At 69.3% G+C, this 23,831-nt stretch carries 25 protein-coding genes and 1 pseudogene; 15 read left to right on the top strand and 11 right to left on the bottom strand.

The window, feature by feature from the left end:
• Nucleotides 1-36 precede the first annotated feature (36 nt).
• The 3 genes from PVT71_RS25430 to PVT71_RS25420 are packed head-to-tail and all read right to left on the bottom strand — an operon-like array spanning nt 37 to nt 2,958.
• Complete coding sequence (locus tag PVT71_RS25430; RefSeq protein ID WP_353475992.1) at nt 37-732, bottom strand: FadR/GntR family transcriptional regulator; 696 nt, start codon at nt 730-732, stop codon at nt 37-39.
• 58 nt (nt 733-790) lie between these two features.
• Complete coding sequence (locus tag PVT71_RS25425) at nt 791-1,816, bottom strand: four-carbon acid sugar kinase family protein (protein WP_353475991.1); 1,026 nt, start codon at nt 1,814-1,816, stop codon at nt 791-793.
• A gap of 23 nt (nt 1,817-1,839) precedes the next feature.
• The gene (locus tag PVT71_RS25420; RefSeq protein WP_353475990.1) at nt 1,840-2,958 is read right to left on the bottom strand and encodes an iron-containing alcohol dehydrogenase; all 1,119 of its coding nucleotides are present in this window, start codon (nt 2,956-2,958) and stop codon (nt 1,840-1,842) included.
• A gap of 381 nt (nt 2,959-3,339) precedes the next feature.
• Between PVT71_RS25420 and PVT71_RS25415 the strand changes: the two genes are divergently transcribed.
• The 6 genes from PVT71_RS25415 (at nt 3,340) to pdxA (ending at nt 9,310) form a co-directional block, all read left to right on the top strand.
• On the top strand, nt 3,340-3,795 hold the full coding sequence (locus tag PVT71_RS25415) for a tripartite tricarboxylate transporter TctB family protein (RefSeq protein ID WP_353475989.1): 456 nt from the start codon (nt 3,340-3,342) through the stop codon (nt 3,793-3,795).
• A 57-nt stretch (nt 3,796-3,852) separates the two neighbouring features.
• Entirely contained in the window at nt 3,853-4,809 is a 957-nt protein-coding gene (locus tag PVT71_RS25410) for a tripartite tricarboxylate transporter substrate binding protein (protein ID WP_353475988.1), read from the top strand.
• A 114-nt stretch (nt 4,810-4,923) separates the two neighbouring features.
• On the top strand, nt 4,924-6,408 hold the full coding sequence (locus PVT71_RS25405) for a tripartite tricarboxylate transporter permease (RefSeq protein WP_353475987.1): 1,485 nt from the start codon (nt 4,924-4,926) through the stop codon (nt 6,406-6,408).
• Nucleotides 6,409-6,420: 12 nt separating this feature from the next.
• Complete coding sequence (locus tag PVT71_RS25400; protein ID WP_353475986.1) at nt 6,421-7,308, top strand: dihydrodipicolinate synthase family protein; 888 nt, start codon at nt 6,421-6,423, stop codon at nt 7,306-7,308.
• Nucleotides 7,308-8,288 (top strand): phosphoglycerate dehydrogenase, encoded by a 981-nt coding sequence (locus PVT71_RS25395; protein WP_353475985.1) that lies wholly within the window; start codon nt 7,308-7,310, stop codon nt 8,286-8,288. The genes PVT71_RS25400 and PVT71_RS25395 overlap by 1 nt, the downstream gene beginning before the upstream one ends.
• A 32-nt stretch (nt 8,289-8,320) precedes the next feature.
• A complete protein-coding gene (gene pdxA, locus PVT71_RS25390; protein ID WP_353475984.1) occupies nt 8,321-9,310 on the top strand; it encodes a 4-hydroxythreonine-4-phosphate dehydrogenase PdxA in 990 nt (329 codons plus the stop codon).
• Nucleotides 9,311-9,348: 38 nt separating this feature from the next.
• Here the strand turns inward: pdxA and PVT71_RS25385 are convergent, their stop codons facing one another.
• From PVT71_RS25385 to PVT71_RS25350, 8 genes are all read right to left on the bottom strand, one after another.
• Nucleotides 9,349-9,801 (bottom strand): carbon monoxide dehydrogenase subunit G, encoded by a 453-nt coding sequence (locus tag PVT71_RS25385; protein ID WP_353475983.1) that lies wholly within the window; start codon nt 9,799-9,801, stop codon nt 9,349-9,351.
• A gap of 109 nt (nt 9,802-9,910) precedes the next feature.
• A complete protein-coding gene (locus tag PVT71_RS25380) occupies nt 9,911-10,723 on the bottom strand; it encodes an XdhC family protein (protein ID WP_353475982.1) in 813 nt (270 codons plus the stop codon).
• A gap of 15 nt (nt 10,724-10,738) precedes the next feature.
• Nucleotides 10,739-11,920 carry a VWA domain-containing protein gene (locus tag PVT71_RS25375; protein WP_353475981.1) on the bottom strand — a complete coding sequence of 394 codons (1,182 nt, stop codon included), beginning with the start codon at nt 11,918-11,920 and terminating at the stop codon, nt 10,739-10,741.
• Nucleotides 11,920-12,783 carry a MoxR family ATPase gene (locus PVT71_RS25370; protein ID WP_353475980.1) on the bottom strand — a complete coding sequence of 288 codons (864 nt, stop codon included), beginning with the start codon at nt 12,781-12,783 and terminating at the stop codon, nt 11,920-11,922. Before PVT71_RS25370 ends, PVT71_RS25375 begins: the two co-directional genes overlap by 1 nt.
• 209 nt (nt 12,784-12,992) lie before the next feature.
• Entirely contained in the window at nt 12,993-15,413 is a 2,421-nt protein-coding gene (locus tag PVT71_RS25365) for an aerobic carbon-monoxide dehydrogenase large subunit (RefSeq protein ID WP_353475979.1), read from the bottom strand.
• Nucleotides 15,410-15,904, bottom strand: coding sequence for a (2Fe-2S)-binding protein (locus PVT71_RS25360; RefSeq protein WP_353475978.1), 495 nt, complete (start codon nt 15,902-15,904; stop codon nt 15,410-15,412). Before PVT71_RS25360 ends, PVT71_RS25365 begins: the two co-directional genes overlap by 4 nt.
• A gap of 12 nt (nt 15,905-15,916) precedes the next feature.
• Entirely contained in the window at nt 15,917-16,750 is an 834-nt protein-coding gene (locus PVT71_RS25355; RefSeq protein ID WP_353475977.1) for a xanthine dehydrogenase family protein subunit M, read from the bottom strand.
• Nucleotides 16,751-16,886: 136 nt separating this feature from the next.
• A complete protein-coding gene (locus PVT71_RS25350; protein ID WP_353476278.1) occupies nt 16,887-17,990 on the bottom strand; it encodes an MHYT domain-containing protein in 1,104 nt (367 codons plus the stop codon).
• 250 nt (nt 17,991-18,240) lie between these two features.
• Here PVT71_RS25350 and hutC point away from each other — a divergent pair, with 250 nt between their 5' ends.
• From hutC to PVT71_RS25305, 9 genes and pseudogenes are all read left to right on the top strand, one after another.
• Nucleotides 18,241-18,984, top strand: a complete 744-nt coding sequence (hutC, locus tag PVT71_RS25345; RefSeq protein ID WP_353476277.1) for a histidine utilization repressor — start codon at nt 18,241-18,243, stop codon at nt 18,982-18,984.
• 182 nt (nt 18,985-19,166) lie between these two features.
• Nucleotides 19,167-19,625, top strand: coding sequence for a VOC family protein (locus PVT71_RS25340; protein ID WP_353476276.1), 459 nt, complete (start codon nt 19,167-19,169; stop codon nt 19,623-19,625).
• Between the two features lie 186 nt (nt 19,626-19,811).
• Nucleotides 19,812-20,315, top strand: coding sequence for a gamma-glutamylcyclotransferase family protein (locus PVT71_RS25335; RefSeq protein ID WP_353476275.1), 504 nt, complete (start codon nt 19,812-19,814; stop codon nt 20,313-20,315).
• A 27-nt stretch (nt 20,316-20,342) separates the two neighbouring features.
• Nucleotides 20,343-20,819, top strand: a pseudogene (locus PVT71_RS25330) (transporter substrate-binding domain-containing protein); the annotation flags it as partial.
• Between the two features lie 109 nt (nt 20,820-20,928).
• On the top strand, nt 20,929-21,219 hold the full coding sequence (locus PVT71_RS25325; RefSeq protein ID WP_353476274.1) for a transporter substrate-binding domain-containing protein: 291 nt from the start codon (nt 20,929-20,931) through the stop codon (nt 21,217-21,219).
• A gap of 13 nt (nt 21,220-21,232) precedes the next feature.
• Nucleotides 21,233-22,090, top strand: coding sequence for an amino acid ABC transporter permease (locus PVT71_RS25320; RefSeq protein ID WP_353476273.1), 858 nt, complete (start codon nt 21,233-21,235; stop codon nt 22,088-22,090).
• Between the two features lie 5 nt (nt 22,091-22,095).
• Nucleotides 22,096-22,872 carry an amino acid ABC transporter ATP-binding protein gene (locus PVT71_RS25315; protein WP_353476272.1) on the top strand — a complete coding sequence of 259 codons (777 nt, stop codon included), beginning with the start codon at nt 22,096-22,098 and terminating at the stop codon, nt 22,870-22,872.
• A gap of 30 nt (nt 22,873-22,902) precedes the next feature.
• Nucleotides 22,903-23,550: a GntR family transcriptional regulator gene (locus PVT71_RS25310; RefSeq protein ID WP_353476271.1), complete on the top strand. Its 648-nt coding sequence runs from the start codon at nt 22,903-22,905 to the stop codon at nt 23,548-23,550.
• Nucleotides 23,550-23,804, top strand: coding sequence for a hypothetical protein (locus PVT71_RS25305; RefSeq protein WP_353476270.1), 255 nt, complete (start codon nt 23,550-23,552; stop codon nt 23,802-23,804). The genes PVT71_RS25310 and PVT71_RS25305 overlap by 1 nt, the downstream gene beginning before the upstream one ends.
• The last annotated feature ends 27 nt before the right edge of the window (nt 23,805-23,831 follow it).

The following is a 23,831-nucleotide window of genomic DNA, read 5'->3' as shown; positions in this document are numbered from 1 at the left end:
TCCGGCCCCGCCACGGCGGGTCGGGCCGGCGCATCCTCAGCGCATCTTGAGATCCAGCAGCCCGCCGCCGAACAGCCGGTCGCGCGAATGCCGGAGGTGCTGGCCCATCTCGCTCCGGGCGCGCTCGGGATCCTGCGTGCGGATCGCCTCGAAGATCTTGGTGTGCTCCTCGAGCACCTCCTCGAGCCCCTTGCGCCCGTCGTTCATCAGCGACTCGCCATGCAGCTTCATCCCGACGTTCACGTGGTCGCGCAGCGCGCGGAAGGTGGCCTCGAAATACTGGTTGTTCGAGGCGCGGGCGATGCTGCCGTGGAACATGAAATCCGCGTCCTCGCGGTGCTGCAGCGAGCCGGTCGCCGCGCGCAGCAGCTCCAGCGCCTGCTCGATCTCGCCCAGCAGCGCGGCGTTGCGGCGCTCGGCGGCCAGCGCCGCCGCCTCGGTCTCGAGGTTGATGCGGAACTCGTAGCAGCGCTGCACGTCGGCCAGCGTCTCGACCCGGGCAAAGCCGATGGGCACGCTCTTCAGCGTCTCGCGCACGAAGTTGCCCGCCCCCTGGCGCGAGACCACCGCCCCCTCCTCGCGCAGCCGCTCGAGCGCCGTGCGCAGCACCGGCCGCGACACGCCGAATTCCTCGGCGAGCTGAAGCTCGGACGGCAGCTTGTCATTCGCCACGTAGTCGCCGTTGGTGATACGGGCGCGCAGCGAGTGATATACCTTGTCCGCAAGGGGCATTCGCGTTCTGGTCTTGCCTGGCACGTTGTCTGTTTCCGCTAGGGGCTGAAAATACCGCTTAAACCGTCGGCAGGAATTTTACAAGTTTCACGAGACTGTCAGGCGGCCCGAAACCGCCGGATTTGGTAATTATCACAAGGGGCGCGCCTTCGGCGGTCCGGGCAACGGGCACCCCGGGAAGGATTTGTCCCAGCACGTCGAGTTGTCCAATTCCGAGCCGCGCCAGCAGCGCCGCGGCGCTTTCGCCACCGCAGGCGAAGAGCGTGGCGGGCCGCACGTGGCGCTGCGCCTCGGCGAGCGTTCCGGCAAAGGCCGCGGCCGCGGCGTCGCCGGGGATCTCCTCGGCGCCCGGGGTCATGCGGATCAGCAGCAGCGGCGCGTCCGGCAGTTCGGGGCAGGCGCCGTTGGGCGCCTCGAGCACCGGCACGTCCCGCAGCGCGTCGACCTGCGCCAGCGTCACGGGATCGCGCGAGCCGATGGCCAGCAGCGCCGGCAGCTCGAGCCGCGGCAGGGGCCGCGCCGCGCCGCCGGGCCAGAGCCGGTCCGCCAGCGCCTCGGCGAGCCCCGCCGCGCCGACGTAGACCGCCTCCGAGAGGTCTTCGGGCAGCTGCGCGGCAAGGTCGGCCTGTGTCCGGGTGTCGGGGATCTGCAGCGCGCGGCCGATCCGCGGGGCGACCGGGATCGGCACCTCGACCCCCGCGCCGCAGACCGCGCCCTGCAGGCAGAGCCGGCCAAGGGCGGGGATCGCGGGATTGACCACGAGCCGCGCGCCGGAAGCCGCGAGCGGTGCCAGCTCGGCCGCGACATGGCCCTTGAGGCGGCTATCTATCTTCTTGAAAAGAATTCCGGAATGCCCGGCAAGGTCACGCGCAACCGCCGCGGCGACGCGCGCAGCCTCGGCCTCGGTCCCGTCGCGGGTGCCGGTGGCCACGGCGATGACCTCGGCCGCCGAGCCGAGCGCCGCCGGCAGGTCGCGCGGCCGGCAGGCGACGCGCACCCGCGCGCCGCGCTCGGCAAAGCCCGCGGCGCTGTCGAGCGCCCCGGTCAGGTCGTCCGCAACGATGAAGACCCGCTCGCGAGCCATGGCTGTCCCTCCCCGCGCCGCGCTCAATACGCGCGGCGGTAGATCTCCTCGATCTCGTCCACCGACAGGTCGCGCGGGTTCCAGTCGAGCAGGCGGCGGATGGCGTGCGCCTCCTCGGCCATCGCCCGCAGGCATCCCTCCTCGACCCCGTGCGCGCGCAGCCGCATGTCGAGCCCGAGCGCCGCGCAGAAGGCGGTGGCCCCCTCGCGGATCTGCGCCTCGCTGCCCGCCTCGAAGCCGAGCGCCGCCGCGACCAGCGCCGTCTTCTCCGGCCGCGCCCCGGCGTTCGCCGCCAGAACGTGCGGGAAGATCAGCGCGTTGGCAATGCCGTGCGGCAGCTTGTAGCGGGTGCCGAGCGGATAGCTGAGGGCGTGGCCGGCCGTGGTGTTGACCGGCCCGAGGCAGACGCCGCCGTAGAGCGCGGCAAGCGACAGCCCGGCCCGCGCCTCGGCGTCATCGCCGTTCTCGACGGCGCGGCGCAGGTAGCGGCCGACCAGCTCGATCCCTTGCAGCGCATAGCCGTCGACCAGCGGATGCGCGCGTTTCGAGGTGAAGGCCTCGACGCAATGCGCCATGGCATCGACGCCGGTGGCCGCGGTGACATGGGGCGGCACGGTCATGGTGAGGTCGGGATCGACGATGGCGAGATCGGCCAGCATGTGCGGGCTTTCGGTCGCGACCTTGCTGTTGGTGGCAGGATCGGTGACCAGCGCGCGGGTGCCGACCTCGGACCCGGTGCCGGCGGTGGTCGGGATCTGCACGAGGCCGACCTTGCGCGCGGGGGCGCGGTTCGGGCCGCTGATCTCGGAGAGCGCGACGCCCTGCCCGACCATCACCGCGACGAGCTTGGCGAGATCCATCGCCGAGCCGCCGCCGAAGCCGATCACCAGGTCCGCCCCCGCGGCCGCCGCGACGGCGGCGTTCAGGTTGTCGATGCCGGGCTCGGGCACCACCTCGCCGAAGCAGGCGACCTCGCCCAGCCCCAGCGCCGGGAGCCGCGCCGCGTTCACCGGATCGGCGATCACGAAGGGCGCCGCGTAGCCGCCCTCGGCAACCCAGTCGGCGAGCCGCGCCAGCGTGCCGCTGCCAAAATGGACAAGCGCGGGGCGGCGCAGTTCGATCGGGGTCGTGAGGGTGTGCATGCGGGATCCTCCTCTGGGACGCCGGGCGCGTCCGGTGCGATTCTCATGTCGGTGCTGCAGGGGGCAGACCGTCTCGAGGATGAACACCTGATTGATATTTTACAACTTGTCAATTGATGAAGAACCGCGACCTGCCATCGAAGGCGACCCCGCGCGCAGAGTGGCCCGCGCGAGGTAATCATAAAAACCTCTGTAAATAGAGAGTTTTAAGCACGGTTAAGCAGGCACCCAAGCGCGGTTGATAGCGCAACCACGCAGAAAAATCGGCAAGCAACCGCAAAAATCCAGTTACCGAATTGACATGTTGTCATCTCGACTGCATGTTGCGAGGCGAGACTCGGCACGCCCCACCGGCGTGCCATGCGCCGGGAGGACAGACGCATGATCATACGCGAAGCGAAGGCGGACCTCTGGGTCGGCTGCGGGCTGCTGGCCCTTTGCGGCTTTGCAGGCTGGCGCGCAACCTACATCAAGCAGGGCTTCAGCCAGACCGCCGCGGGACCGAGCTTCCTGCCCTGGCTGGTGGTCTCGCTGATCGCGGTGCTTTCGGTGATGATGATCATCCGCGCCCTGCGCGCCGAGCATGACCCGGCGACCGACATCACCATGCCGGGCAAGCGCGTGCTGCTGGCCATGGCGGCCTTCACGCTGCTGATGATCGGCTATGCCATCGCCTTCATGCCGGTCGGATACCTCGCCTCGACGCTGGTCGCCTTCATCCTGGGGCTGATCCTGCTGGGCGAGCGGAACTGGCTGCTGGTCGTGCTCTTCCCGGTGGGAATGACGCTGTCGATCTACTTCGGCTTCACCAAGCTCCTGGCAGTCTGGCTGCCCTGAGATCCTGAAAAGCAAGAGAAACGAGAAGACAAACCTGTCTGAAGGGAGGAACACTTCATGATCAAAGCGACTTTCACCGCGGCCGCCGTCGCGGCCCTGACCGCCGGTGCCGCCGGTGCCGCGGACTTCCCGCAGCGCCCGGTGCAGCTGGTCGTCCCCTATTCCGCGGGCGGCTCCACCGACCTGTCGATGCGGGTGGTGGCCGACACGTTCGAGCGCCTGTTCGACGGCCAGATGGTGGTGCGCAACCAGCCCGGCGGCGGCGGCGGCATCGGCTCCTCGGCGGCGATCCACGCCCGCCCCGACGGCTACACGCTGGCCGCGGGCGCGCAGGGCCCGCTGGTCATCCTGCCGCTGATCGGCGGCACCGACTACCAGTTCGACGATGTCGAGTTCATCGGCCTCTTCGCCCGCTCGCTGCAACTGATGGTCGCCTGCGCCGACGCGCCCTTCTCGGACTATGACGGGTTCATCGAATACGCCAAGACCAAGGCGCCGCAGATCGGCAACTCGGGCGCCGGCGGTGCCAACCAGATCTCGGCCGAGGCCTTTGCCGACGCCGCGGGCATCGCGATCGAATCCGTGCCCTTCAACGGCTCGTCCGAGGCGCGCACCGCCTGCATCGGTGGCCACATCGACGCGATGGTCGCCTCGCCCGCCGAGGCCAAGGCGGCGTCGGAGTCGGGCCAGATGACCCCGCTCTTCGTGATGGAGGACGAACGCATCGACCTCTTCCCCGACACCCCGACCGCGGTCGAGAAGGGCGTCGACTTCACCTGGTCCTCGTGGAAGGGCCTGATCGGGCCGAAGGGCATGGACGAGGAAACCCTCGCCTGGCTGCGCGACGCGGTGAAGCAGGTCGCCGAGGACGAGGAGTTCAAGAAGACCCTCACCGACATGGGCGAATTCGTCACCTACGAGGACGCAGCCGCCTTCGAGGCCCGTGCCCGCGGCGAGCTCGAGACCTCGCGCAGCGTGCTCGAGAAGCTCGAGATGCTCGGCATGAACAACTGATCGGTCGCCGGGCCCCGTGCCCGGCCATCGACACCGGACCGGGGCGCCCACCGCCCCGGTCCTTCCCCTCTCGCGCCGCCCGCCGCGGCGCATCGACACGGATGCAGGGTCGTCATGGACACAATCGCCTTTCTCGCACCTCTCTTCGCGCCGCAGGTCCTGCTGACCATCGCGCTCGGAACCTTCGGGGGGCTGGTCATCGGCGCGCTTCCCGGGCTGACCGCGACGATGGGCGTCGCGCTGCTGATCCCGATGACCTTCGGCATGAGCCCGGTGATGGGGCTCAACATGCTGATCGGCATCTACATCGGCGGCATCTACGGCGGCTGCGTCTCGTCGATCCTGCTGCGCACCCCCGGCACCCCGGCCTCGGCGGCCACCGTGCTTGACGGCTACCCGATGGCGCAGAAGGGCGCGGCGGGACGCGCGCTCGGCATGGCGACCATCGCCTCGACCATCGGCGGGCTCATCGCCGCGGTCGTGCTCGCGACGCTCGCGCCGCAGCTGGCCGGCATCGCGCTCGAGTTCGGCGCGCCGGAATATTTCGCCCTCGCCCTCTTCGGCCTGACCATCATCGCCTCGCTCTCGGGCGACCTGCTGAAGGGCGCGATCTCGGGCCTGCTCGGCATCCTCATCTCGACCGTCGGCGCCGATCCCATCTCGGGCGTCATGCGCTACACCTTCGGCATCCACGGCTTTGCCTCGGGCTTTGCCTTCACCCCCGCGCTGATCGGCCTCTTCGCGCTCTCCGAGGTCTTCACCCAGATGGAGCGCATCGCCGGCGGCGAGGAGCCGATCAAGAGCGTCTCGGGCCGCTGGCCGACCCGCGCCGAGATGTCCGAGAGCAAGGGCGCGCTGATCCGCGGCTCGATCATCGGCACGCTGATCGGCATCGTGCCGGGCACCGGCTCGGGCACCGCCTCGTGGATCGCCTACAACGAGGCGCGCCGCGCCTCGAAGACCCCCGAGAAGTTCGGCACCGGCTACGCCCCCGGCATCGCCGCCACGGAATCCGCCAACAACGCCGTCTGCGCCGCCGCGCTGATCCCGCTGCTGGCGCTCGGCATCCCCGGCGACGTGGTGACCGCGGTGCTGATGGGCGGGCTGCTGATCCAGGGCCTCGCACCGGGACCGATGCTGTTCCAGACCAACCCCGACGTGGTGGTCGGCATGTTCGGCGGCACCTTCATCGCGACCATCTTCATGTTCATCTTCGGCATGGCGCTGATCCCGGTCTTCAGCCGCATTCTGATGATCCCGCGCCGCCTGCTGGCCATGTCGATCGTGGTGTTCTGCTTCATCGGCGCCTTCTCGATCAACCTCAACCCGGTCGATCTCTACACCATGGTGGGCTTCGGCGTGCTGGGCTGGGGCATGCAGAAATTCGGCTTCAGCCAGGCCGCGCTCTGCATCGCGCTGATCCTCGGCCCGCTGCTCGAATCCAACCTGCGCCGGGGCCTGCTGCAGAACCAGGACAACGTGCTCTCGTTCATCTCGACGCCGATCACCCTGCTGTTCCTCGGGCTCACCGTGCTCTCGGCGGCCTGGCCCTACATCTCGCGCGCGATCGTCCGTGACCGCGCCACGCAGCACCAATAACCAGGAAATCCCATGACTTCGCAAAAAGAAGCCTTCGTCGCGCTGGTCACCTGCTTCAACGACGACGAGACGATCAACTTCGACGCCACCCGCGCCCAGGTGCGCCGCCAGGTGGCCGCCGGCAACAACATCATGTGCGCCGGCACCAACGGCGACTTCTCGGCGCTGACCTTCGACGAGAAGGTGAAGCTGACCGGCGAGGTGGTGGACGAGGTGGCCGGCCGCGCCAAGGTGATCGTCAACGCCGGCATGCCCGCGACTTTCGAGACGGTCGCGCTGGCCCGCGAATTCGACCGCATCGGCGTCGACGGCATCGCGGTGATCACCCCGTTCTTCATCGCCTGCACGCAGGACGGGCTGGTGCGCCACTTCACCACCGTCGCCGACGCGGTGGAGACGCCCGTCTACCTCTACGACATCCCCGCCCGCACCCAGAACCACATCGAGCCCGAGACCGCGCGCATCCTGTCGAAGCACCCGAACATCGCCGGGATCAAGGATTCCGGCGGCGCGCAGGAGACGCTCGAGCAGTACATGGCCGTCGGCCGCGAGGAAGCGGGCTTCGACGTCTATTCCGGCCCCGACCACCTCGTGCACTGGTCGTTCCAGAACGGCGCCAAGGGCGCGATCTCGGGGCTCGGCAACGTGATGCCCGAAGTGCTCGCGAAGATCGTCCGCTGCTTCAACGCCGGGGACGAGGCCGGCGCGGCCGAGGCGCAGGCGATCTACGGCGCCTTCCGCACCGACCTCTACAAGCTGGGCTTCCCGCCGGCGCTGGTGAAACGCGCGCTCTGGGTCATGGACCACTCGGTCGGCGCCTCGCGCCAGCCCGCGCTGCTGCCCGACCCCGAGCAGGACAAGCAGATCGAGGCCATCCTGAAGAAATACGAGCTCTTCTGATGGTCGCGCCAAGACCCGTCGTCGTCACCACCTCGCCCGGCTTCGGCAAGCATGGGCGGGTGCCCGAGCTGATCGCGGCGCGCGGCTGGGAGTTCATCCGCTGCACCGACACCAGCCTGCCCGACGGCGGCCTGTCCGAGCACATCGCCCGCGCCGACGCGCTGGTGGTCGGCCTCGTGCCGGTCACCGCCGAGACGCTGGCGCAGGGGCCGAACCTGCGCGCGGTGATCAAGCACGGCGTGGGTGTCGACAACATCGACATCCCCGCCTGCACCGCCGCGGGCCTGCCGGTCTGCAACACGCCCGCCGCCAACGCCGACGCGGTGGCCGAGCTGGCGGTGGGGCTGATGTTCTCGATGGCGCGCTGGATCCCGCAGGGCCATGTCTCGGTGACGAGCGGCGGCTGGGAGCGGCGCATCGGCACGCAGCTCGGCGGCAAGACGCTCGGCATCGTCGGGCTCGGCAACATCGGCAAGCGGCTGGCGAAGCTGGCGCTGGGTCTCGGCATGACGGTCATCGCCACCGACAAGTACCCAGACGAGACCTTCGCCGCCCAGCACGGCATCACCTTCCTGCCGCTCGAAGAGCTGCTGGCGCGGGCCGATTACGTCTCGCTGCACGTCTTCGGCGGCGACGGCAATGCCGCGCTGATCAACGCCGAGACCCTCGCGCTGATGAAGCCCGACGCCAAGCTCATCAACCTCGCCCGCGGCGAGGTGGTGGATCTCGACGCCGTGGCCGCGGCGCTGGCCGCGGACCGGCTCGGCGCTGTCGCCATCGACGCCTATGTCTCCGAGCCGCCCGACGTGTCGCACCCGGTCTTCGCCCATCCCCGAGCGGTCTTCACGCCGCACTCCGGGGCCGATACCAAGGAGGCGCTCGAGAATGTCGGCCTCATGGTGATCGACAGCCTCGACGCGCTCTTTGCCGGCGACATGCCGCCGCGCTGCCTCAACGCCAGCGACCTGCCGCCCCGCTGAGGGCGCGCCACGATCTTACCGGAGGGACCACCATGTCCGAACACCCGATTGTCATCACCATGGGCGACCCCTCCGGGGTCGGCGCCGAGGTCACCGTCAAGGCCATGGCCGGGCTCTCGCCCGCCGAGCGCGCCCGCTACGCCGTGATCGGCGACGAGGACACGCTGGCCCGCGCCGTCCGGGCCTGCGATCTCGACCTGAAGCTGCGCCCGCAGGGCACCGGCGCCGGAGACGCGCTGCAGGTCATCCACGTGCCGGTGGATGGCCTTCCGGGCAAGTTCGGCGTGCTTTCCGACGCCTGCGGCGAGGCCTCGTTCCAGTACATCAACAAGGCCGTCGAACTGACCAGCTCGGGCGCGGCCTCGTGCATCGTCACCGCGCCGATCAACAAGGCGGCGCTGAACGCGGCGGGGCACCATTACGACGGCCACACCGGCATGCTGGCGCATCTCACCGGCTGCAAGTCGAGCTGGATGCTGCTCGCCTCGCCGACGCTGAACGTGCTGCACGTCTCGACCCACGTCTCGCTCAAGGACGCGATCACCCGCGCGACGCCCGAGCGCGTGCTCGAGACCATCCGCATCGGCCACAACCACCTGCGCCGCATGGGGCTGGAGAACCCGCGCATCGCGGTCGCCGGCATCAACCCGCATTGCGGCGAGGGCGGGCTCTTCGGCAGCGAGGACGACAGGCAGATCGCGCCCGGCGTCGAGATGGCAAAGGCCGAGGGGATCAACGTGCAGGGGCCGATCTCGGCCGACACGGTCTACCACCGCGCCAACACCGGGGCCTTCGACCTCGTGATCGCGCAGTACCACGACCAGGGCCACATCCCGATCAAGCTCATCGCCTTCGACACGGCGGTGAACGTCTCGCTCGGCCTGCCGATCGACCGTTGCTCGGTCGACCATGGCACCGCCTTCGACATCGCCGGGACCGGCAAGGCCAACCACGTCAACATGCTCGCCGCGCTCGACTACGCGGGCAAGCTGGCGGCGGCGAAGCGCAAGCTCGCGGCCTGAGCCGGCCGGGCGGGGCCGTCAGCCCCGCCCTCCCCGCCTCACTCGACGCGGCTCTCGGTCACCTCCGCCGCGAAGGCGGTGAAGAACTTGTCGGAAAGCTTCTTGGCCGTGCCCTGGATGAGCCGGCTGCCAAGCTGGGCGATCTTGCCGCCGACCTCGGCCTTGGCCGCGTAGCTGAGGCGCGTGCCGCCCTCGACCTCGGTCAGGGTGACATCCGCGCCGCCCTTGGCGAACCCGGCGGCGCCGCCCTTGCCCTCGCCGGTGAGGCTGAACCGGTCGGGACCGCCCGCCGTGTCCAGCACCACCCTGCCGCCGAACCGCGCCTTGACCGGGCCGATCTTCAGCACCACCGCCGCCTCGAATTCCTCGGGGGCGAGCTGCACCAGCTCCTCGCAGCCGGGGATGCAGCGGCGCAGCACCTCGGGATCGCGGATCGCCGCGAAGACGGTCTCCTTCGGGGCCGGGATGATCAGGTCGTCGTTTAGTTCCATGGTGCGGTCAGCCTTTCTTCAGCAGCATCTGGGGTGGCTCTCGAGCAGGATGCGCTCCTGCTCCTCGGGGGTGAGCGGCGCAGGCGCGGCCCGGAAGCGGCGCAGCCAGCTACGCAAGGCTTTCATGGTGGTCTCCCTCTCGCGCGCGGTCGGTGTTGCGCCACAGGACGATCTCGGCGAGCACCGAGAGCGCGATCTCCTGCGGGTCGATGGCGTGGATGTTCAGCCCGGCGGGCGACTTCAGCCGGGCGATGTGGCCGCCCTCGAGCCCCGCGCCGGCCAGCTTGTCGCAGAGCGTGCCCGCCTTGCGCCGCGAGGCCACCATCGAGACCCGCTCGGCCGGGCTTTCCAGCGCCGCCCGCAGGCAGGCAAGGTCCTGCACGCCCTGGCTCGCCACCACGACGAAATCGCGCGGCCCGATCTGCAGCCCCGAGAGATCAGCCCCCACGAAGCGCGCCGCGCTGTCGGGCCCCTCGCTGCCCTCGGGCAGCGCCAGCCGGTAGCCCGCCAGCGCCGCGTGCCGCGCCAGCGCCCGGCTGATCGGCGTGTCGCCGAAGATCACCAGCAGCGGCGGCAGCTCGTAGGGTTCCAGCAGCAGGTCCACCGTGCCGCCCGACGGGCAGCCGCTGCGGAACACCTGCGCGCCGTCGGCATCGGTGAGCGTCACGACCTTGTCCGAGGGCTTCACCCGGATCAGCCGGGTCTGGCCGCTGGCCAGCGCCTCGCGCCCGGCGCTGAGCACCGCGCGCTTGACGCAGGCGCCGCCGAGATGGCCGAGGATCTCGCCGCCCTCGGTCACCACCGCCTTGGCCCCGGCCTTGGCCGAGGTGACATCCGCGGTGCGCACCACGGTGGCGACGCAGAACGGCCGGCCGCTGCGGCGCTGGCGGTCGATCTCGTCGAAGAAGTCGAACCCTGACATTGTGCTCCTCTCCTCTCAGAGCCGTGCGAATTCGGTCTCGAGCGCGGCAAGCGCGTCGATGGTGTTGGCAGGCAGATGCGCGTCGAGATGCGGCAGCGCGGCGGCCATGGCGGCGGCGACAGGCGCGTAGCCCGTCCAGCCGAGCAGCGGGTTCAGCCAGACGATGCGCCGCGCCCTGCGCCGGATGCGCGCGAGCGCGGCGGCCAGCGCCTCGGGCGTGCCGGTGCAGTAGCCGTCCGAAAGAACGATCACGACCGTCCGGCGCGACAGCGCCCGCGCCGCGTAGGCATCGGCGAAGGCCGCAAGCGAGGCGCCGATGTCGGTGCCACCGCCGAAGCCCTCGGCCATCAGGCTCAGCCGCCCGGCGGCGCGCAGGCTGTCGCGGTCGCGCAGCGCCGGGGTGACGCGCAACAGCCGGGTGTGGAAGAGGTAGGCGTCGGCGGTGGTGTCGGCGTCGACCAGCCCCTTGATGAAGGCGAGGAAGACCCGCGCGTAGACCGTCATCGAGCCCGACACGTCGCAGAGCGCGACGATGCGCATCGGCCGCTCGGGCCGGGTCCGGCGGTGCAGGTCCAGCGGCTCGCCGCCCCGCGCGAGCGAGGCGCGCAGGATCCGGCGCAGGTCGAGCTGGGAGCCGCGCAGCGCCTGCCGGCGGCGGCGCGAGCGGCGGTCGCGGATGGCGCGGGCGAGATCACGGGCCGCACGCTCGGCGGCGCGGCGGCTCTCCTCGTCCATCAGTTCGCGCAGGTCGCGCTTGCGCAGGTTCTGCGTGCGGGTGGCGATCAGCCGGCCGTCGATGCCCTCGGCCGCGCCCTCGCCGCTGCCGGGCGCCGTCTCGCCCTCGCCCTCCGCCCCGCCGGCATCGCCGCCAAGATGCGCCTGCCAGAGCTGCGGGCGCGCCGACTGGGTGCGCACATGGGCGCTGGTGCTGCGCTGCCGGGTGCGGCCGGCGTTGAACCAGTAGGCGTCGAAAAGCGCGTCGAAATTCCGCCAGCCCTCGGCATCCGGCACCAGCAGCACCTTCAGCGCCTGCCGCGCCTGATCCGGGTCGGTCGCCTCGACCTCGGCCAGCACCGCCAGCGCGTCCGAAGTCTCCTGCGGGCCGAGCTTCAGGCCGTTCATCCGCAGATGCGCGACGAAGCCGGTCATCCGGTCGGCCAGACCCTCGGCGCGGGCGGGAAAGCGGGTCGCCTGCATCACGCCACCTTGCCGATGATGCGGTCGAGCAGCTCGGGCGGGGCCGCGTCGCGGTCGGCGGCGGTCTTCAGAAGGCAGACCAGCGTCGCCTGCAGCGCGGCGCGGTCCTCGGTCAGGTCGTTGATCCCGAGCCCCGAAAGCGCCGCCGCCCAGTCCAGCATCTCGGCAATGCCGGGCTTCTTCTCCAGCTCCTCGCGGCGCAGCGCCTGCACCACGCCGACGATCTGCCGCGCCAGCCGCGCCTCGAGCGCCGGGCCGCGCCGGGCGAGGATCGCCAGCTCGGTGTCGCGGTCCGGGTAGTCGACATAGGCATAGAGGCAGCGCCGCCGCAGCGCGTCCGACAGGTCGCGCGTGCCGTTTGCGGTGAGGATGACCAGCGGCCGCGTCGTCGCCGTGATGGTGCCGAGCTCGGGGATGGTGATCTGGAACTCCGAGAGGATCTCCAGCAGGTAGGCCTCGAACTCCTCGTCGGCGCGGTCGATCTCGTCGATCAGCAGCACTGGCGGCTCGGCCTGCGTGATCGCCTCGAGCAGCGGGCGCCGGAGCAGGAAGCGGTCGGAGAACAGCGTCTCCTCGCGCGCGCCGTCGGCCCGGATGGCGAGCAGCTGGCGCTGGTAGTTCCACTCGTAGATCGCGTGCGAGGCGTCGAGCCCCTCGTAGCATTGCAGCCGGATCAGCCGCGCCTGCCGGACCTCGGCCAGCGCCTTGGCGATCTCTGTCTTGCCCACCCCCGCCGGGCCCTCGAGCAGCAGCGGACGGCCCAGCGTCACGGCGAGGTGCAGCGCCATGGCCAGCGTGTCGTCGGCCACGTAACCGGCGGCCGCGAGGGCGCGCTTCAGCTCTGTCTGCGGTGCGGTGGTCATAAGGTTCCTCGTTCATGGACCCGGAGCGCGCCGCGGGATGTCCCCTTCCCACGACGCGCCCCGAGCCGACCCGGCCACGGCATGGGCGGACATGTCCCACCACCCTGCGTGGCACGGGCAGGAGCGCGCCGGGTCCCCATCCCGAGTTGCGCGCCCCGATTGCCGGTGTCGCGGTGGCAGGCTCAGCGCCCGCCGCCGCGCGGCACGCCTCAGGCGTGCAGGCCGAGATCCTCGGCGATCTTCCAGATCCGCCAGTGGTCGTGCGGCATGTGGCTCTGCACCAGCCCGAAGGGCCGGAAGGCATCGTGCACGGCGTTGGAGAAGCACGGCACCGATCCGACGTTCGGGCTTTCGCCCACGCCCTTCGCGCCGATCGGGTGATGCGGGCTCGGGGTGACGGTGAAATCGGTGGTATAGTGCGGCGTCTCCCAGGCGGTCGGCACGAAGAAGTCCATCAGCGTCGCGGTCTTGTGGTTGCCCATCTCGTCGTAGGCGATCTCCTGCCCCATCGCGATGGCATAGCCCTCGGTCGCGCCGCCATGCACCTGGCCCTCGATGATCATCGGGTTGATCCGGGTGCCGCAGTCGTCGAGCGCGTAGAAGCTGCGCACCTCGTGCTCGCCGGTGTCGACGTCGATCTCCATGACGCAGATGTAGGCGCCGAAGGGATAGGTCATGTTGGGCGGGTCGTAGTAGCTGACCGCCTCGAGCCCCGGCTCCACCCCCGGGATGGCCTGGTTGTAGGAGGCGAAGGCGATCTCCTTCATCGTCTTGAAGCGCTCGGGTGCGCCCTTGACCACGAAGCGGTCGACCTCGAACTCGACGTCGTCGTCATGCACCTCCAGCAGGTAGGCGGCGATCATCTGCGCCTTGGCGCGGATCTTGCGCGCCGCCATGGCCGTGGCCGCCCCGGCGACCGGGGTGGAACGCGAGCCGTAGGTGCCAAGCCCGTAGGGCGCGGTGTCGGTGTCGCCCTCCTCGAGCGTGATGTCATCGGCGGGAATGCCGATCTCGGAGGCGATGATCTGCGCGAAGGTCGTGGCGTGGCCCTGCCCCTGGCTGATCGTGCCGAGCCGGGCGATGGCCGAGCCGGTGGGGTGGATGCGGATCTCGCAGCTGTCGAACATGCCGAGCCCGAGGATGTCGCAGTTCTTCACCGGGCCCGCGCCGACGATCTCGGTGAAATGCGTCAGCCCGATGCCGATCAGCTTTCGGGTCTCGCCGCGCTTGAAGGCTTCCAGCCGCTCGGCCTGCTCCTTGCGCAGCGCCTCGTAACCGACGGCGTTCAGGGCCTTTTCCCAGGCGGTGTGATAGTCGCCGCTGTCGTATTCCCAGCCGAGCGCCGACTGGTAGGGGAACTGGTCCTTGCGGATGAAGTTGATCCGCCGCAGCTCGGCCGCGTCCATGTTCAGCTTGATCGCGAGGACCTCGATCATCCGCTCGATGAAATACGCCGCCTCGGTCACGCGGAACGAGCAGCGGTAGGCCACCCCGCCCGGCGCCTTGTTGGTGTAGACGCCATCCACCGCCAGATAGGCCACCGGGATGTCATACGACCCGGTGCAGATGTTCATGAAGCCCGCGGGGAACTTGGTGGGATCGGCGCAGGCATCGAAGCCGCCGTGGTCGGCGGTGGTGTGGCACCACAGCCCGGTGATCCTGCCCTCCTTGGTGGCGGCGATCTTGCCCTGCATCCAGTAATCGCGGGCAAAGGCGGTGGACATCAGGTTGTCCATCCGGCTCTCGACCCATTTCACCGGCTTGCCGGTGACGATCGAGGCGACGATCGAGCAGACGTAGCCCGGGTAGACCCCCACCTTGTTGCCGAAGCCGCCGCCAATGTCGGGGCTGATGACGCGGATGTTGTGCTCGGCGATGCCCGAGATCAGCGAGGCCACGGTGCGCACCGCGTGCGGCGCCTGGAAGGTGCCCCAGAGCGTCAGCTTGCCGGTGACCTTGTCCATGGACGCCACGCAGCCGCAGGTTTCCAGCGGCATCGGATGGGTGCGGTGGTAGTAGACCATCTCCTCGGCCACCACGTCGGCGCCGGCGAGGACCGCCTCGGTGGCCTCCTTGTCGCCCTGCTCCCAGGTGAAGATGTGGTTGTGGTGGCGGCGCGGACCATGCGCGCCCTCGGTCTGGCCGGCGAGATCCTCGCGCAGCACCGGCGCGTCCGGGGCCATCGCCTTGAACGGGTCGGTGACGACCGGCAGGTCCTCGTAATCGACGACCACCGCGGCGATGCCATCGGCGGCGGCGTAGCGGTCCCTGGCGACGACGTAGGCGACCTCCTGGCCCTGGAAGAGCACCTTGCCGTCGGCCAGCACCATCTGCTTGTCACCCGCGAGCGTCGGCATCCAGTGCAGGCCCAGCGGCGCGAGATCGGCGGCGGTCAGCACCGCCAGCACGCCCGGCACCGCCAGCGCCGCCGATGTGTCGATCGAGACGATGCGCGCATGGGCATAGGGCGAGCGCACGAAGTCGCCCTGCAGCATGCCGTCGAGCTTGATGTCGTCGACGTAGTTGCCGCGCCCCTGCGTGAAGCGCACGTCCTCGACCCGCTTGCGCGAGCAGCCCATGCCCTTCAGGCCGGCGCTGCGCTCTTCGGGGGATTGAACCTCGTCCTTCATTCCGCGGCCTCCTGGTGGGAGTTGAGCTGGTCCGCCGCGGCGAGGATCGCCTTGACGATGTTCTGGTAGCCGGTGCAGCGGCAGAGGTTTCCGGACATGCCGAAGCGCACCTCCTCCTCGGTCGGCGTCGGGTTCTCCTGCAGCAGCCGGTGCGCGCGGGTGATCATCCCCGGCGTGCAGAAGCCGCATTGCAGCCCGTGGTGCTCGCGGAACATCTCCTGCAGCACGCCGAGCGTGCCGTCGGGGTTGGTCAGCCCCTCGACCGTGGTGATCTCGGCCCCTTCGGCCTGGCAGGCGAAGACCGTGCAGGACTTCACCGACTTGCCGTTCATGTCGACGGTGCAGGCGCCGCAATGGCTGGTCTCGCAGCCGATGTGCGGGCCGGTGACCTTGAGGTTCTCGCGCAGGAAGTGGATCAGCAGCATCCGCGGCTCGGCGAGCCCCTCGACCTCCTGGCCGTTCAGCGTGAACTTGACGTGCATCTTGCTCATGGAATTCCCCCCTTACGTCCGGCGCGCGAGCGCGCTGCCTACGGCGCGGCGCAGGATCACCGCCGCCACGTGTCTCTTGAAGGCGATGGGCCCGCGCATGTCCTCCTGCGGGTCGATCGCCGCCAGCATCGCCGCGACGCAGCCTTCGACGTCGCCCGCCGCCAGCGCATCCCCGGCCTCCTCGGACCAGACCGGCGTGTCGGAAAGGTTGGTCATCGCCACCGAGGCGCCGCTCGTGCCGACCAGCACCGCCGCCGCGGCGGTGGCATAGTCGCCGATCTTGCGCTTCTGCTTGGCATAGGCGTAGCCGGTGCCGGGCGCGGGCACGGGGATGATCACGCGGGTAAGGATCTCGTCCTCCTCGCGGGCGGTGAAATAGGCCGCCTCGTAGAAGTCACGCGCCGCGACCTGCCGGGTGCCCCCGGGGCCGTGCAGCTCGAAGCTCGCGCCGAGGCACTGCATCAGCCCGGGCATGTCGTTGCCCGGATCGCCGTTCGCCACGTTGCCGCCGACGGTGCCGAGGTAGCGCACCTGCGGATCGGCGATCTGCAGCGCCGCCTCGCGCAGCAGCGGGATCGCCGCGGCCAGCCCGGCGTGCGAGATCAGCTCGTGCTGGGTGGTCATCGCGCCGAGCGTGACGCTCGTGCCGCCGACCTCGATGCCCTTCAGCTCGCCGATGTCCTGCAGATCGACGAGGTGGCCAAGCTCTGCCATGCGCAGCTTCATCATCGGGATCAGGCTGTGGCCGCCCGCGACCACGCGCGCCTCGTCCCCGTGCTCCTGCAGGAGCGCCACCGCCGACGCGAGATCGGCGGGTCGATGGTATTCGAACCCGGCTGGTATCATGATGTGTCCTCCCTGCGGCATACGTGGCGATGCCGTTGGCGGGAGTTTCGGACAAGTCGCGCGGGCCTCCTAATGCCGGGACGCGAATGCCGGTGTTTCGTTCACGAAATGCGAACTGCTTGCACGAAATGCGAAGTCAGACGCCGAGCGCGGACTTCACATCGGCCAGCCGCGAGCGGCTTACCGGCGCCTTGGCCAAGGTCTCGATCCCCTTGAAGAAGCAGACCCCGGTGTCCTTGGTGCGCTGGAAATGGCTGACGTGGGCGGGGTTGATCAGGTAGGAACGATGCACCCTGATGAAGCGGTAGGGCTCAAGCCGGGCGCAGGCCTCGGTGATCGACCAGGGGCTGAGATGCTTCTGCTTGCCGGTGTAGATCACCGTGTAATGCCCCTCGGCCCGGATCGCCGCGATCGCCGAGGATTCCGCGAAATGGATCTTGCCGTCGCGCTCGAAAGGCACCGGCAGCGAGCTTGCCTGCGCCCCGGACGGCGCCCGCGCGGCGGCTGCCGGAGCCGGGCTGTCCGGAGCCGGGATAGCGGGCATCGGCGGCACGGCGCGGACCCCGGTCTCCTGCGCCTCGGCGGGCGTGAAGAAGGAGACCCCGCTCAGCAGCGCGACGCCGCTGATGACGAAGGACGAGAGCGTGACCAGCATGGCGAGCAGGGCATTGCTCAGCGCCGGTCCCGCGCTGCTTGCCACCGCCTCGCGCGAGAACTCGGTCCCGGCCATTGCGATGAAATGCATGCTGACCACCGCCACGGCAAAGCACAGCGTGCCAAGCAGGATGTGCCCGCGCGTGCGCGTGCCATAGGCGGTCCAGATCGCGAGGTTCGACAGCCCCACCGCCGCGAGCAGCGCCACCACCACCCCTGCCGGGCCGAACACCGGCCCGCAGAGCTCCATCCCCAGCATGCCGATATAGTGCATCGCCGCGATGCCGCCGCCGAGCACCGCCCCGGCCAGCGCCATCCGCGGCCGCGTGCGGCGGCCGAAATGCAGCAGCAGCAGCGCCAGCCCCACCATCAGGATCGCCACCAGCGCCGAGATCAGCGTGGCCAGCCCGTCGTAGAAGAAGAGCACCGGCAGCTGCAGCCCGAGCATGGCGACGAAATGCATCGACCAGATGCCGCCGCCCAGCACCACCGCGGCGAGCACCACCAGCTTCTTGCGCTGGCCGGGCGGAAGGCCCGACGCGCCGCGCAGCAGCGACAGCCCGCTGAAACCCGCAAACAGGGCCACGGCGAATGACGCCGCAACCAACCAAGGATCGTGACTGAACTCGAGCACCTGCGAACTCCTCCCCGGGGCGAGGCTATCACAGCCGCACAATGGCGCAATTGACTGCGTCGCTCGCCCTGCCCCGGCTGCCGCTGGGTCAGGCGGCGCAAGGATGTATAGGGAACCATGTGCTTTGCGGTGGATCGCCGCGCCGCTTGGTGGCATGGTCCGCACGGCGCCCGGAGGGGCGCGGCAGGCAGCGGAGGAAGCAGTGCCCGGAAAGTCGGCGGCAGAGCAGGAGTTCAGGCGGTTCTCGCAGGGCGTTCCGCTCTACGAGGCGGTGAAGCTCTACCTCGAGGCGCAGATCCGCACCGGCGTGCTGGCCCCGAACGACCGCATCCCCTCCGAGAACGAGATCGTCGCCGGGCTCGGCGTCAGCCGGATGACCGCCAACCGCGCGCTGCGCGAGCTGGCCGCCGAGGGCAAGATCACCCGCATCCACGGCGTCGGCTCCTTCGTCTCGGAGCCCAAGCCCAGCTCGGCCATGCTCGACGTGCGCAACATCGCCGAGGAGATCCGCGAGCGCGGGCATCGCCATGACATGCGAGTCGCGCTGCTCGAGCGGATCGCCGCCCCGGCCCGGCTGCGCGAGGCCTTCGGGCTGGGGGCCGAGGCCGAGCTCTTCCACTCGGTGATCGTGCATTCCGAGAACGGCACGCCGATCCAGATCGAGAACCGCTACGTGAACCCGGCGGTGGCGCCGGACTACCTCGCGCAGGATTTCCGCACCGAGACGCCCAACGCCTATCTCACGCGCTGCGCGGCGATCACCAACATCGACGTCATCGTCGAGGCGGTGCTGCCGGACGAGGACGAGGCGGAGATGCTGCAGATCTCGCGCGGCGATCCCTGCCTGCTGCTGCAGCGGCGTACCTGGAACAACGACCGCGTGGTGACGCAGGTCTATGCCCTGCACCCCGGGCCGCGCTACCGCCTGTCGGGCAGCGCCCGCTAGACCTCCGCTCCCCTTCCGAGCTCCTCCGGAACCGCCCCATCGGGCGCGGGCCGCTTCGGCATGGCATCGCCCCGCCCCACGCCGGATCCTCTCGTCCGGTTTGACATCCCTGCGGCGCCAATAACAGTATACGACTTCGTATATGTTGCAAATCCACGCACATCGGCAGTGAAAGGCCAAAAATGCCCATCTTCAAGCAACTCCACCACGTCTGCATCCTGGTCCACGATCTCGAGGCCACGCAGCGCTTCTACGAAAGCGTCGGCATCGGTCCGTGGTACGATTACCCCAAGACCGGCACCTATCGCGACTTCGAGGTGCCCAACGAGGCCGCATCGAAAGCCATGCGCTACATGTGCTGCGACCTCGACAACGTGCAGATCCAGCTTTGCGATCCCGGCCGTCTCGACAGCCCGCAGAAGCGCCACCTCGATGCGCATGGCGAAGGTCTCTACCAGCTCGGCTTCGAGGTGCCGGACCTCTCCGCGGCCGAGACGGAGGGCCGGGCCCTGGGGCTCGGCGTGGTCGCGCGCGGCCGCAAGACCGACGAATCCGGCTTCTGCTACTTCGACACCAAGGCCCGCGCCGGCGTCGTGCTCGAGATCCGCAGGACCCCGGAAGACCAGAAGAAAACCGCCTGAAAACAGATGCTTGACGAGGAAATCCCGGGGCGCAAAATACCGTCTTGTTTCGTATATTTCTTCGTATATGTTGTCGTATGCGCTTAGGCGCGATGCTCTCGCAACGACCGGGCCCAGCGGCCCGAAACACCCAAGGATACTGCGGGCTCCGGCGATGGCCGGGCCCGCAAAGGATGAAGGATTGTCATGTACTACTTTGGCTACTGCACCTGGCTCGACGACGCCGAACTCCGCCGTTTCATGCCCAACGCGACACTGGTGACCAAGGCCAAGGCGCCGAACCACCGGCTGACCTTCCACGCCGCGGGCGACCGCGCCGACCGCGGCTGGTGCCACTTCAACAACAGCTGCAAGGACGCCTGGGGCAACGACGCGCTCGGCATGGTGTTCGAGCACGACGGCATCCACTTCAACGACGAGTACGACGACTTCGAGCGCTGCACGGTCACCGTGCTGGGCGAGGACGGCCGCACCTACGACTGCTGGACCTACCGGCTGATCACCCCGGACATCCCGATGCGCCCGCCGCATTACTACTGGGACCACATCCCGACCGGCCTGCGCGCCCACGGCTTCCCCGAGCCCTACATCCGCTCGGTGATCGACACCTTCGAGGCCGCTGCCGAATGCCCCGACGCGGACCGGCCCAACCCGTCGAAGATCCCCGGAAAATCCGCCGCGACGCGCTGACCCGCCAGACAACAGGGAGAGAAAAAGATGAACAAGATCAAGAACACGCTGACCATCGCGGCCCTGTCCGCCCTCCTCGGGATGGCGGGCGCGGCCGGCGCCGGGGTCATCCCCGAGCTTGCCGCCAAGCTGCCCGCCGGGATCAGGGCCGCGGGCGTGCTGACCGTCGGCTCGCAGCAGACCTTCCCGCCGGTCGAGTACCGGCGCGACGGCGAGGACGTGCCCGTGGGCGTCTCGGCCGGGCTGCTGGCCGAGATCACCGACCGGCTCGGGCTCAGGCTCGAATACCGCCAGGCCGACTACTCGGCGCTGATCCCCGGGCTCGAGGCGAAACGCTTCGACATGGCCTCGGGCGGCATCTCCGACACCGAGGAGCGCGAGCAGAAGGTCGATTTCGTCAACTACATGATGTCCGGCGCCTCGATCCTGCTGCGCAAGGAGGACGAGGGGAAGTACAGCACGATCATGGACTTCTGCGGCGACTCCGTCTCTACCATGCTGGGCGGGCGGACGATCATGGCGGCGGTCGAGGCGGCCTCGGCGGCCGCCCTGCGAGAGCGCCGGCAAGGGACCGATCACCGCCGAGCAGCTGCCCGGCGCGCCCGACAGCCGCATGCAGCTCGACCTCAAGCGGGTCAACGGCTACATCGGCGACTTCCCGGCGCTGGTCTTCATGCTCTCGGGCACGCCCGACACCTATGTCATCGCCGACGGCAACTACCTGCTGGTGAAATACGTCACCTCCTGGGCCTTCCCCAAGGAAAGCCCGCTGACCCCGCTCTTCCAGGAGGTGGTGCAGGGCATGCTCGAGGACGGCAGCTACCTCGCCATCCTCGAGGAGTGGGGGATGCAGGGCGCGGCGCTGCCCGAGATCTCGATCAACCTGCCCGCAAGCAAGCGCTGAGGACCGATCGCTGATGATGACCGCAGCACAGTCACACCTCGCGCCGGAACCGGCGCAGGAGGTCGTGCATCGGCGGAACTGGGGGGCCTGGCTCCTCGGTTTCCTCTGCCTCGGCCTCGTCCTTGCCATCCTGCGCGCCGGGATCGAGGCGCGCATCCTCGACCCCGGGCTCTTCGTGCAATACCTCTTCAGCCGGCAGATCCTGATCGGCGCGCGCAACGCGCTGGTGCTGGGCTCGCTCGCCATGGTGCTGGCCTGCGGCGTCGGGCTGGTGGTGGCGCTGATGCGGGTCTCGGGCAACCCGATCATGGCCTCGCTCGCCGCCATCTACGTCTACTTCTTCCGCGGCACGCCGATGCTGATCCAGCTCTTGTTCTGGTTCAACGCCGTACCGATCATGTTCGGCGAGATCCGCATCCCCCTGCCCTTCACCGACGTCCTGCTGCTGCAGGCGCAGACGACGCAGCTCGTCACCCCCTTCGTCGCGGCGCTGATCGGCCTGTCGCTGGCCGAGGCGGGCTACATGTCCGAGATCATCCGCACCGGCATCCAGGCGGTGGACCAGGGCCAGCAGGCGGCGGCGCGGGCGCTCGGCATGACGCGGGCGCAGGTGATGCGCCGCGTGGTGATCCCGCAGGCGGCGCGGATCATCCTTCCGGCGGGCGGCAACCAGTACATCATGATGCTGAAGTCCACCTCGCTCGCCTCGGCCATCGGCTATCTCGAGCTGCTGCGCATCGCCACCGACATCTACTCGTCGAACTTCCTCGTGGTCGAGCTGCTGACCGTCGCGGCGGTCTGGTACCTGGTGATGACCGCCTTCGCGACCGGCATCCAGACGGTGCTGGAAAAGACCTTCCCCCTGCGGTGAGCCCCATGACCCAAGCCATCATTTCCATCGACAACGTGCGCAAGTCCTACGGCCCGCTCGAGGTGCTGAAGGGCATCTCGCTCAAGGTGCCGCGCGGCCAGGTCGTCGCGCTGCTCGGGCCGTCGGGCTCGGGCAAGTCCACCCTGCTGCGCTGCATCAACCACCTCGAGACGATCAACGGCGGTCGCATCCACGTGAACGGCGAGCTCATCGGCTACGAGGCGCGCGGCACGCGGCTGCACCAGCTGCCCGACCGTCAGATCGCCCGCCAGCGCCGCGCCATCGGCATGGTGTTCCAGAGCTTCAACCTCTTCCGCCACATGACCGTGCTCGACAATGTCATGTCCGGCCCGGTGCAGGTGCTGCGCCGCAGCCGCGAGGAGGCGCGGGTCAAGGCGCTGGAATTGCTTGCGCTCGTCGGGCTGGCCGAGAAGGCCGGGGCCTATCCCAGCCAGCTTTCGGGCGGGCAGCAACAGCGCGTCGCAATCGCCCGGACGCTGGCGATGGAGCCCAAGGTGCTGCTGCTCGACGAGCCGACCAGCGCGCTCGACCCTGAGCTCAGCAAGGAGGTGATCTCGACCATCCGCGGCCTCGCGGACCTCGGCTACACGATGATGATCGCGACGCACGAGATGTCGATCGCCGCCAGCTTCTGCGACCGGGCTGTGTTCATGTGCGACGGGCACGTCGTCGAGGATCGCCCCGCGGCCGAGTTCTTTGCCGCCCCGCGCGAGGCGCGCACGCGGCAGTTCCTTGATCACTATGCGGATTCGGCCCATTAACACACGCAAGGCAGGGACATGGGACACGACATGGTCAGAAAGAACGGCAGCAAGCTTCTCGCGGCGAACGTCCACGACATCCTGCGGCAGAAGATCCTGACGCTGGAATACAAGCCGGGCACCCGGCTGGTCGAGGACGAGATCAGCGAGACGCTCGGCGTCGGGCGCACGCCGGTGCGCGAGGCGCTGCTGCGGCTGCAGGGCGAAGGCTTCGTGGCTCGCGAAAAGGGCTGGGTCGTCGACGAGATCGACCCGGCCGACGTGCCGATGCTGTTCGAGAGCCGGATCGCCATCGAGGGCTACGCCACCCGGCTCGCCGCCAAGCGCCGGCCCTACACGCTGATCGCCACGCTGCGCGGGCTGACCGAGAAGATGACCAACTTCTCCGGCCTCAGCCGCGCCGAGCTGAACGCGCTCGACCGCGAGTTCCACCGCCTGATCGTCGAGGCCTCGGGCAACGCCTTCTTCATCGAGATGCACGAGCGCACCCAGTACAACTACTGGAACCTGCGCCTGCCGATCCTCTTCACCCGCGAGCAGGTCGAGGTGTCGAACGTCCAGCACGTCGAGATCATCGACGCGATCGAGGCGCAGGACGACCTGCGGGCCGAGGAGCTGGCGCGCGCGCATATCACCACGACCATGGGCATCGTGCTGGACGCGCTGAGCGGGTTCTGATGGTCGAGCTCGAGGCCTTTCACACCCATCTCTACCCGGGTGCGAGGGGCCGGCTGATCTCGGCGCCGCCGGAGGGCGGCGAGAGCGCCGCGCGGGTGCATTTTTCCGATGGCGGGGTTGCCGGGGCGCGGCTCACCGGCGAGACGCTCGCCGTGGCGGGCCACCGGACGGCGGCGGGAACCGGGATCGACGCCAGGTCCTGGCGGCTTAGGTTCAGCGGTTCCGACTTCTCGGTGGTCTCGCGCATCGCCTGAGGCCCGCGCGGAACCCGTCCTTCACTT

The organism is Salipiger sp. H15, assembly GCF_040409955.1.
GTDB lineage: Bacteria > Pseudomonadota > Alphaproteobacteria > Rhodobacterales > Rhodobacteraceae > Salipiger.
The sequence above is the reverse complement of the archived record's forward strand: the minus strand, read 5'-3'. Positions and strand labels throughout refer to the sequence as shown.

Excerpts from the sequence above, each read along its gene's own strand:
- PVT71_RS25430 (WP_353475992.1), bottom strand. The coding sequence starts at position 732 with ATGCCCCTTGCGGACAAGGTATATCACTCGCTGCGCGCCCGTATCACC.
- PVT71_RS25425 (WP_353475991.1), bottom strand. The coding sequence starts at position 1,816 with ATGGCTCGCGAGCGGGTCTTCATCGTTGCGGACGACCTGACCGGGGCG.
- PVT71_RS25420 (WP_353475990.1), bottom strand. The coding sequence starts at position 2,958 with ATGCACACCCTCACGACCCCGATCGAACTGCGCCGCCCCGCGCTTGTC.
- PVT71_RS25415 (WP_353475989.1), top strand. The coding sequence starts at position 3,340 with ATGATCATACGCGAAGCGAAGGCGGACCTCTGGGTCGGCTGCGGGCTG.
- PVT71_RS25410 (WP_353475988.1), top strand. The coding sequence starts at position 3,853 with ATGATCAAAGCGACTTTCACCGCGGCCGCCGTCGCGGCCCTGACCGCC.
- PVT71_RS25405 (WP_353475987.1), top strand. The coding sequence starts at position 4,924 with ATGGACACAATCGCCTTTCTCGCACCTCTCTTCGCGCCGCAGGTCCTG.
- PVT71_RS25400 (WP_353475986.1), top strand. The coding sequence starts at position 6,421 with ATGACTTCGCAAAAAGAAGCCTTCGTCGCGCTGGTCACCTGCTTCAAC.
- PVT71_RS25395 (WP_353475985.1), top strand. The coding sequence starts at position 7,308 with ATGGTCGCGCCAAGACCCGTCGTCGTCACCACCTCGCCCGGCTTCGGC.
- pdxA (WP_353475984.1), top strand. The coding sequence starts at position 8,321 with ATGTCCGAACACCCGATTGTCATCACCATGGGCGACCCCTCCGGGGTC.
- PVT71_RS25385 (WP_353475983.1), bottom strand. The coding sequence starts at position 9,801 with ATGGAACTAAACGACGACCTGATCATCCCGGCCCCGAAGGAGACCGTC.
- PVT71_RS25380 (WP_353475982.1), bottom strand. The coding sequence starts at position 10,723 with ATGTCAGGGTTCGACTTCTTCGACGAGATCGACCGCCAGCGCCGCAGC.
- PVT71_RS25375 (WP_353475981.1), bottom strand. The coding sequence starts at position 11,920 with ATGCAGGCGACCCGCTTTCCCGCCCGCGCCGAGGGTCTGGCCGACCGG.
- PVT71_RS25370 (WP_353475980.1), bottom strand. The coding sequence starts at position 12,783 with ATGACCACCGCACCGCAGACAGAGCTGAAGCGCGCCCTCGCGGCCGCC.
- PVT71_RS25365 (WP_353475979.1), bottom strand. The coding sequence starts at position 15,413 with ATGAAGGACGAGGTTCAATCCCCCGAAGAGCGCAGCGCCGGCCTGAAG.
- PVT71_RS25360 (WP_353475978.1), bottom strand. The coding sequence starts at position 15,904 with ATGAGCAAGATGCACGTCAAGTTCACGCTGAACGGCCAGGAGGTCGAG.
- PVT71_RS25355 (WP_353475977.1), bottom strand. The coding sequence starts at position 16,750 with ATGATACCAGCCGGGTTCGAATACCATCGACCCGCCGATCTCGCGTCG.
- PVT71_RS25340 (WP_353476276.1), top strand. The coding sequence starts at position 19,167 with ATGCCCATCTTCAAGCAACTCCACCACGTCTGCATCCTGGTCCACGAT.
- PVT71_RS25335 (WP_353476275.1), top strand. The coding sequence starts at position 19,812 with ATGTACTACTTTGGCTACTGCACCTGGCTCGACGACGCCGAACTCCGC.
- PVT71_RS25325 (WP_353476274.1), top strand. The coding sequence starts at position 20,929 with ATGCAGCTCGACCTCAAGCGGGTCAACGGCTACATCGGCGACTTCCCG.
- PVT71_RS25320 (WP_353476273.1), top strand. The coding sequence starts at position 21,233 with ATGATGACCGCAGCACAGTCACACCTCGCGCCGGAACCGGCGCAGGAG.
- PVT71_RS25315 (WP_353476272.1), top strand. The coding sequence starts at position 22,096 with ATGACCCAAGCCATCATTTCCATCGACAACGTGCGCAAGTCCTACGGC.
- PVT71_RS25310 (WP_353476271.1), top strand. The coding sequence starts at position 22,903 with ATGGTCAGAAAGAACGGCAGCAAGCTTCTCGCGGCGAACGTCCACGAC.
- PVT71_RS25305 (WP_353476270.1), top strand. The coding sequence starts at position 23,550 with ATGGTCGAGCTCGAGGCCTTTCACACCCATCTCTACCCGGGTGCGAGG.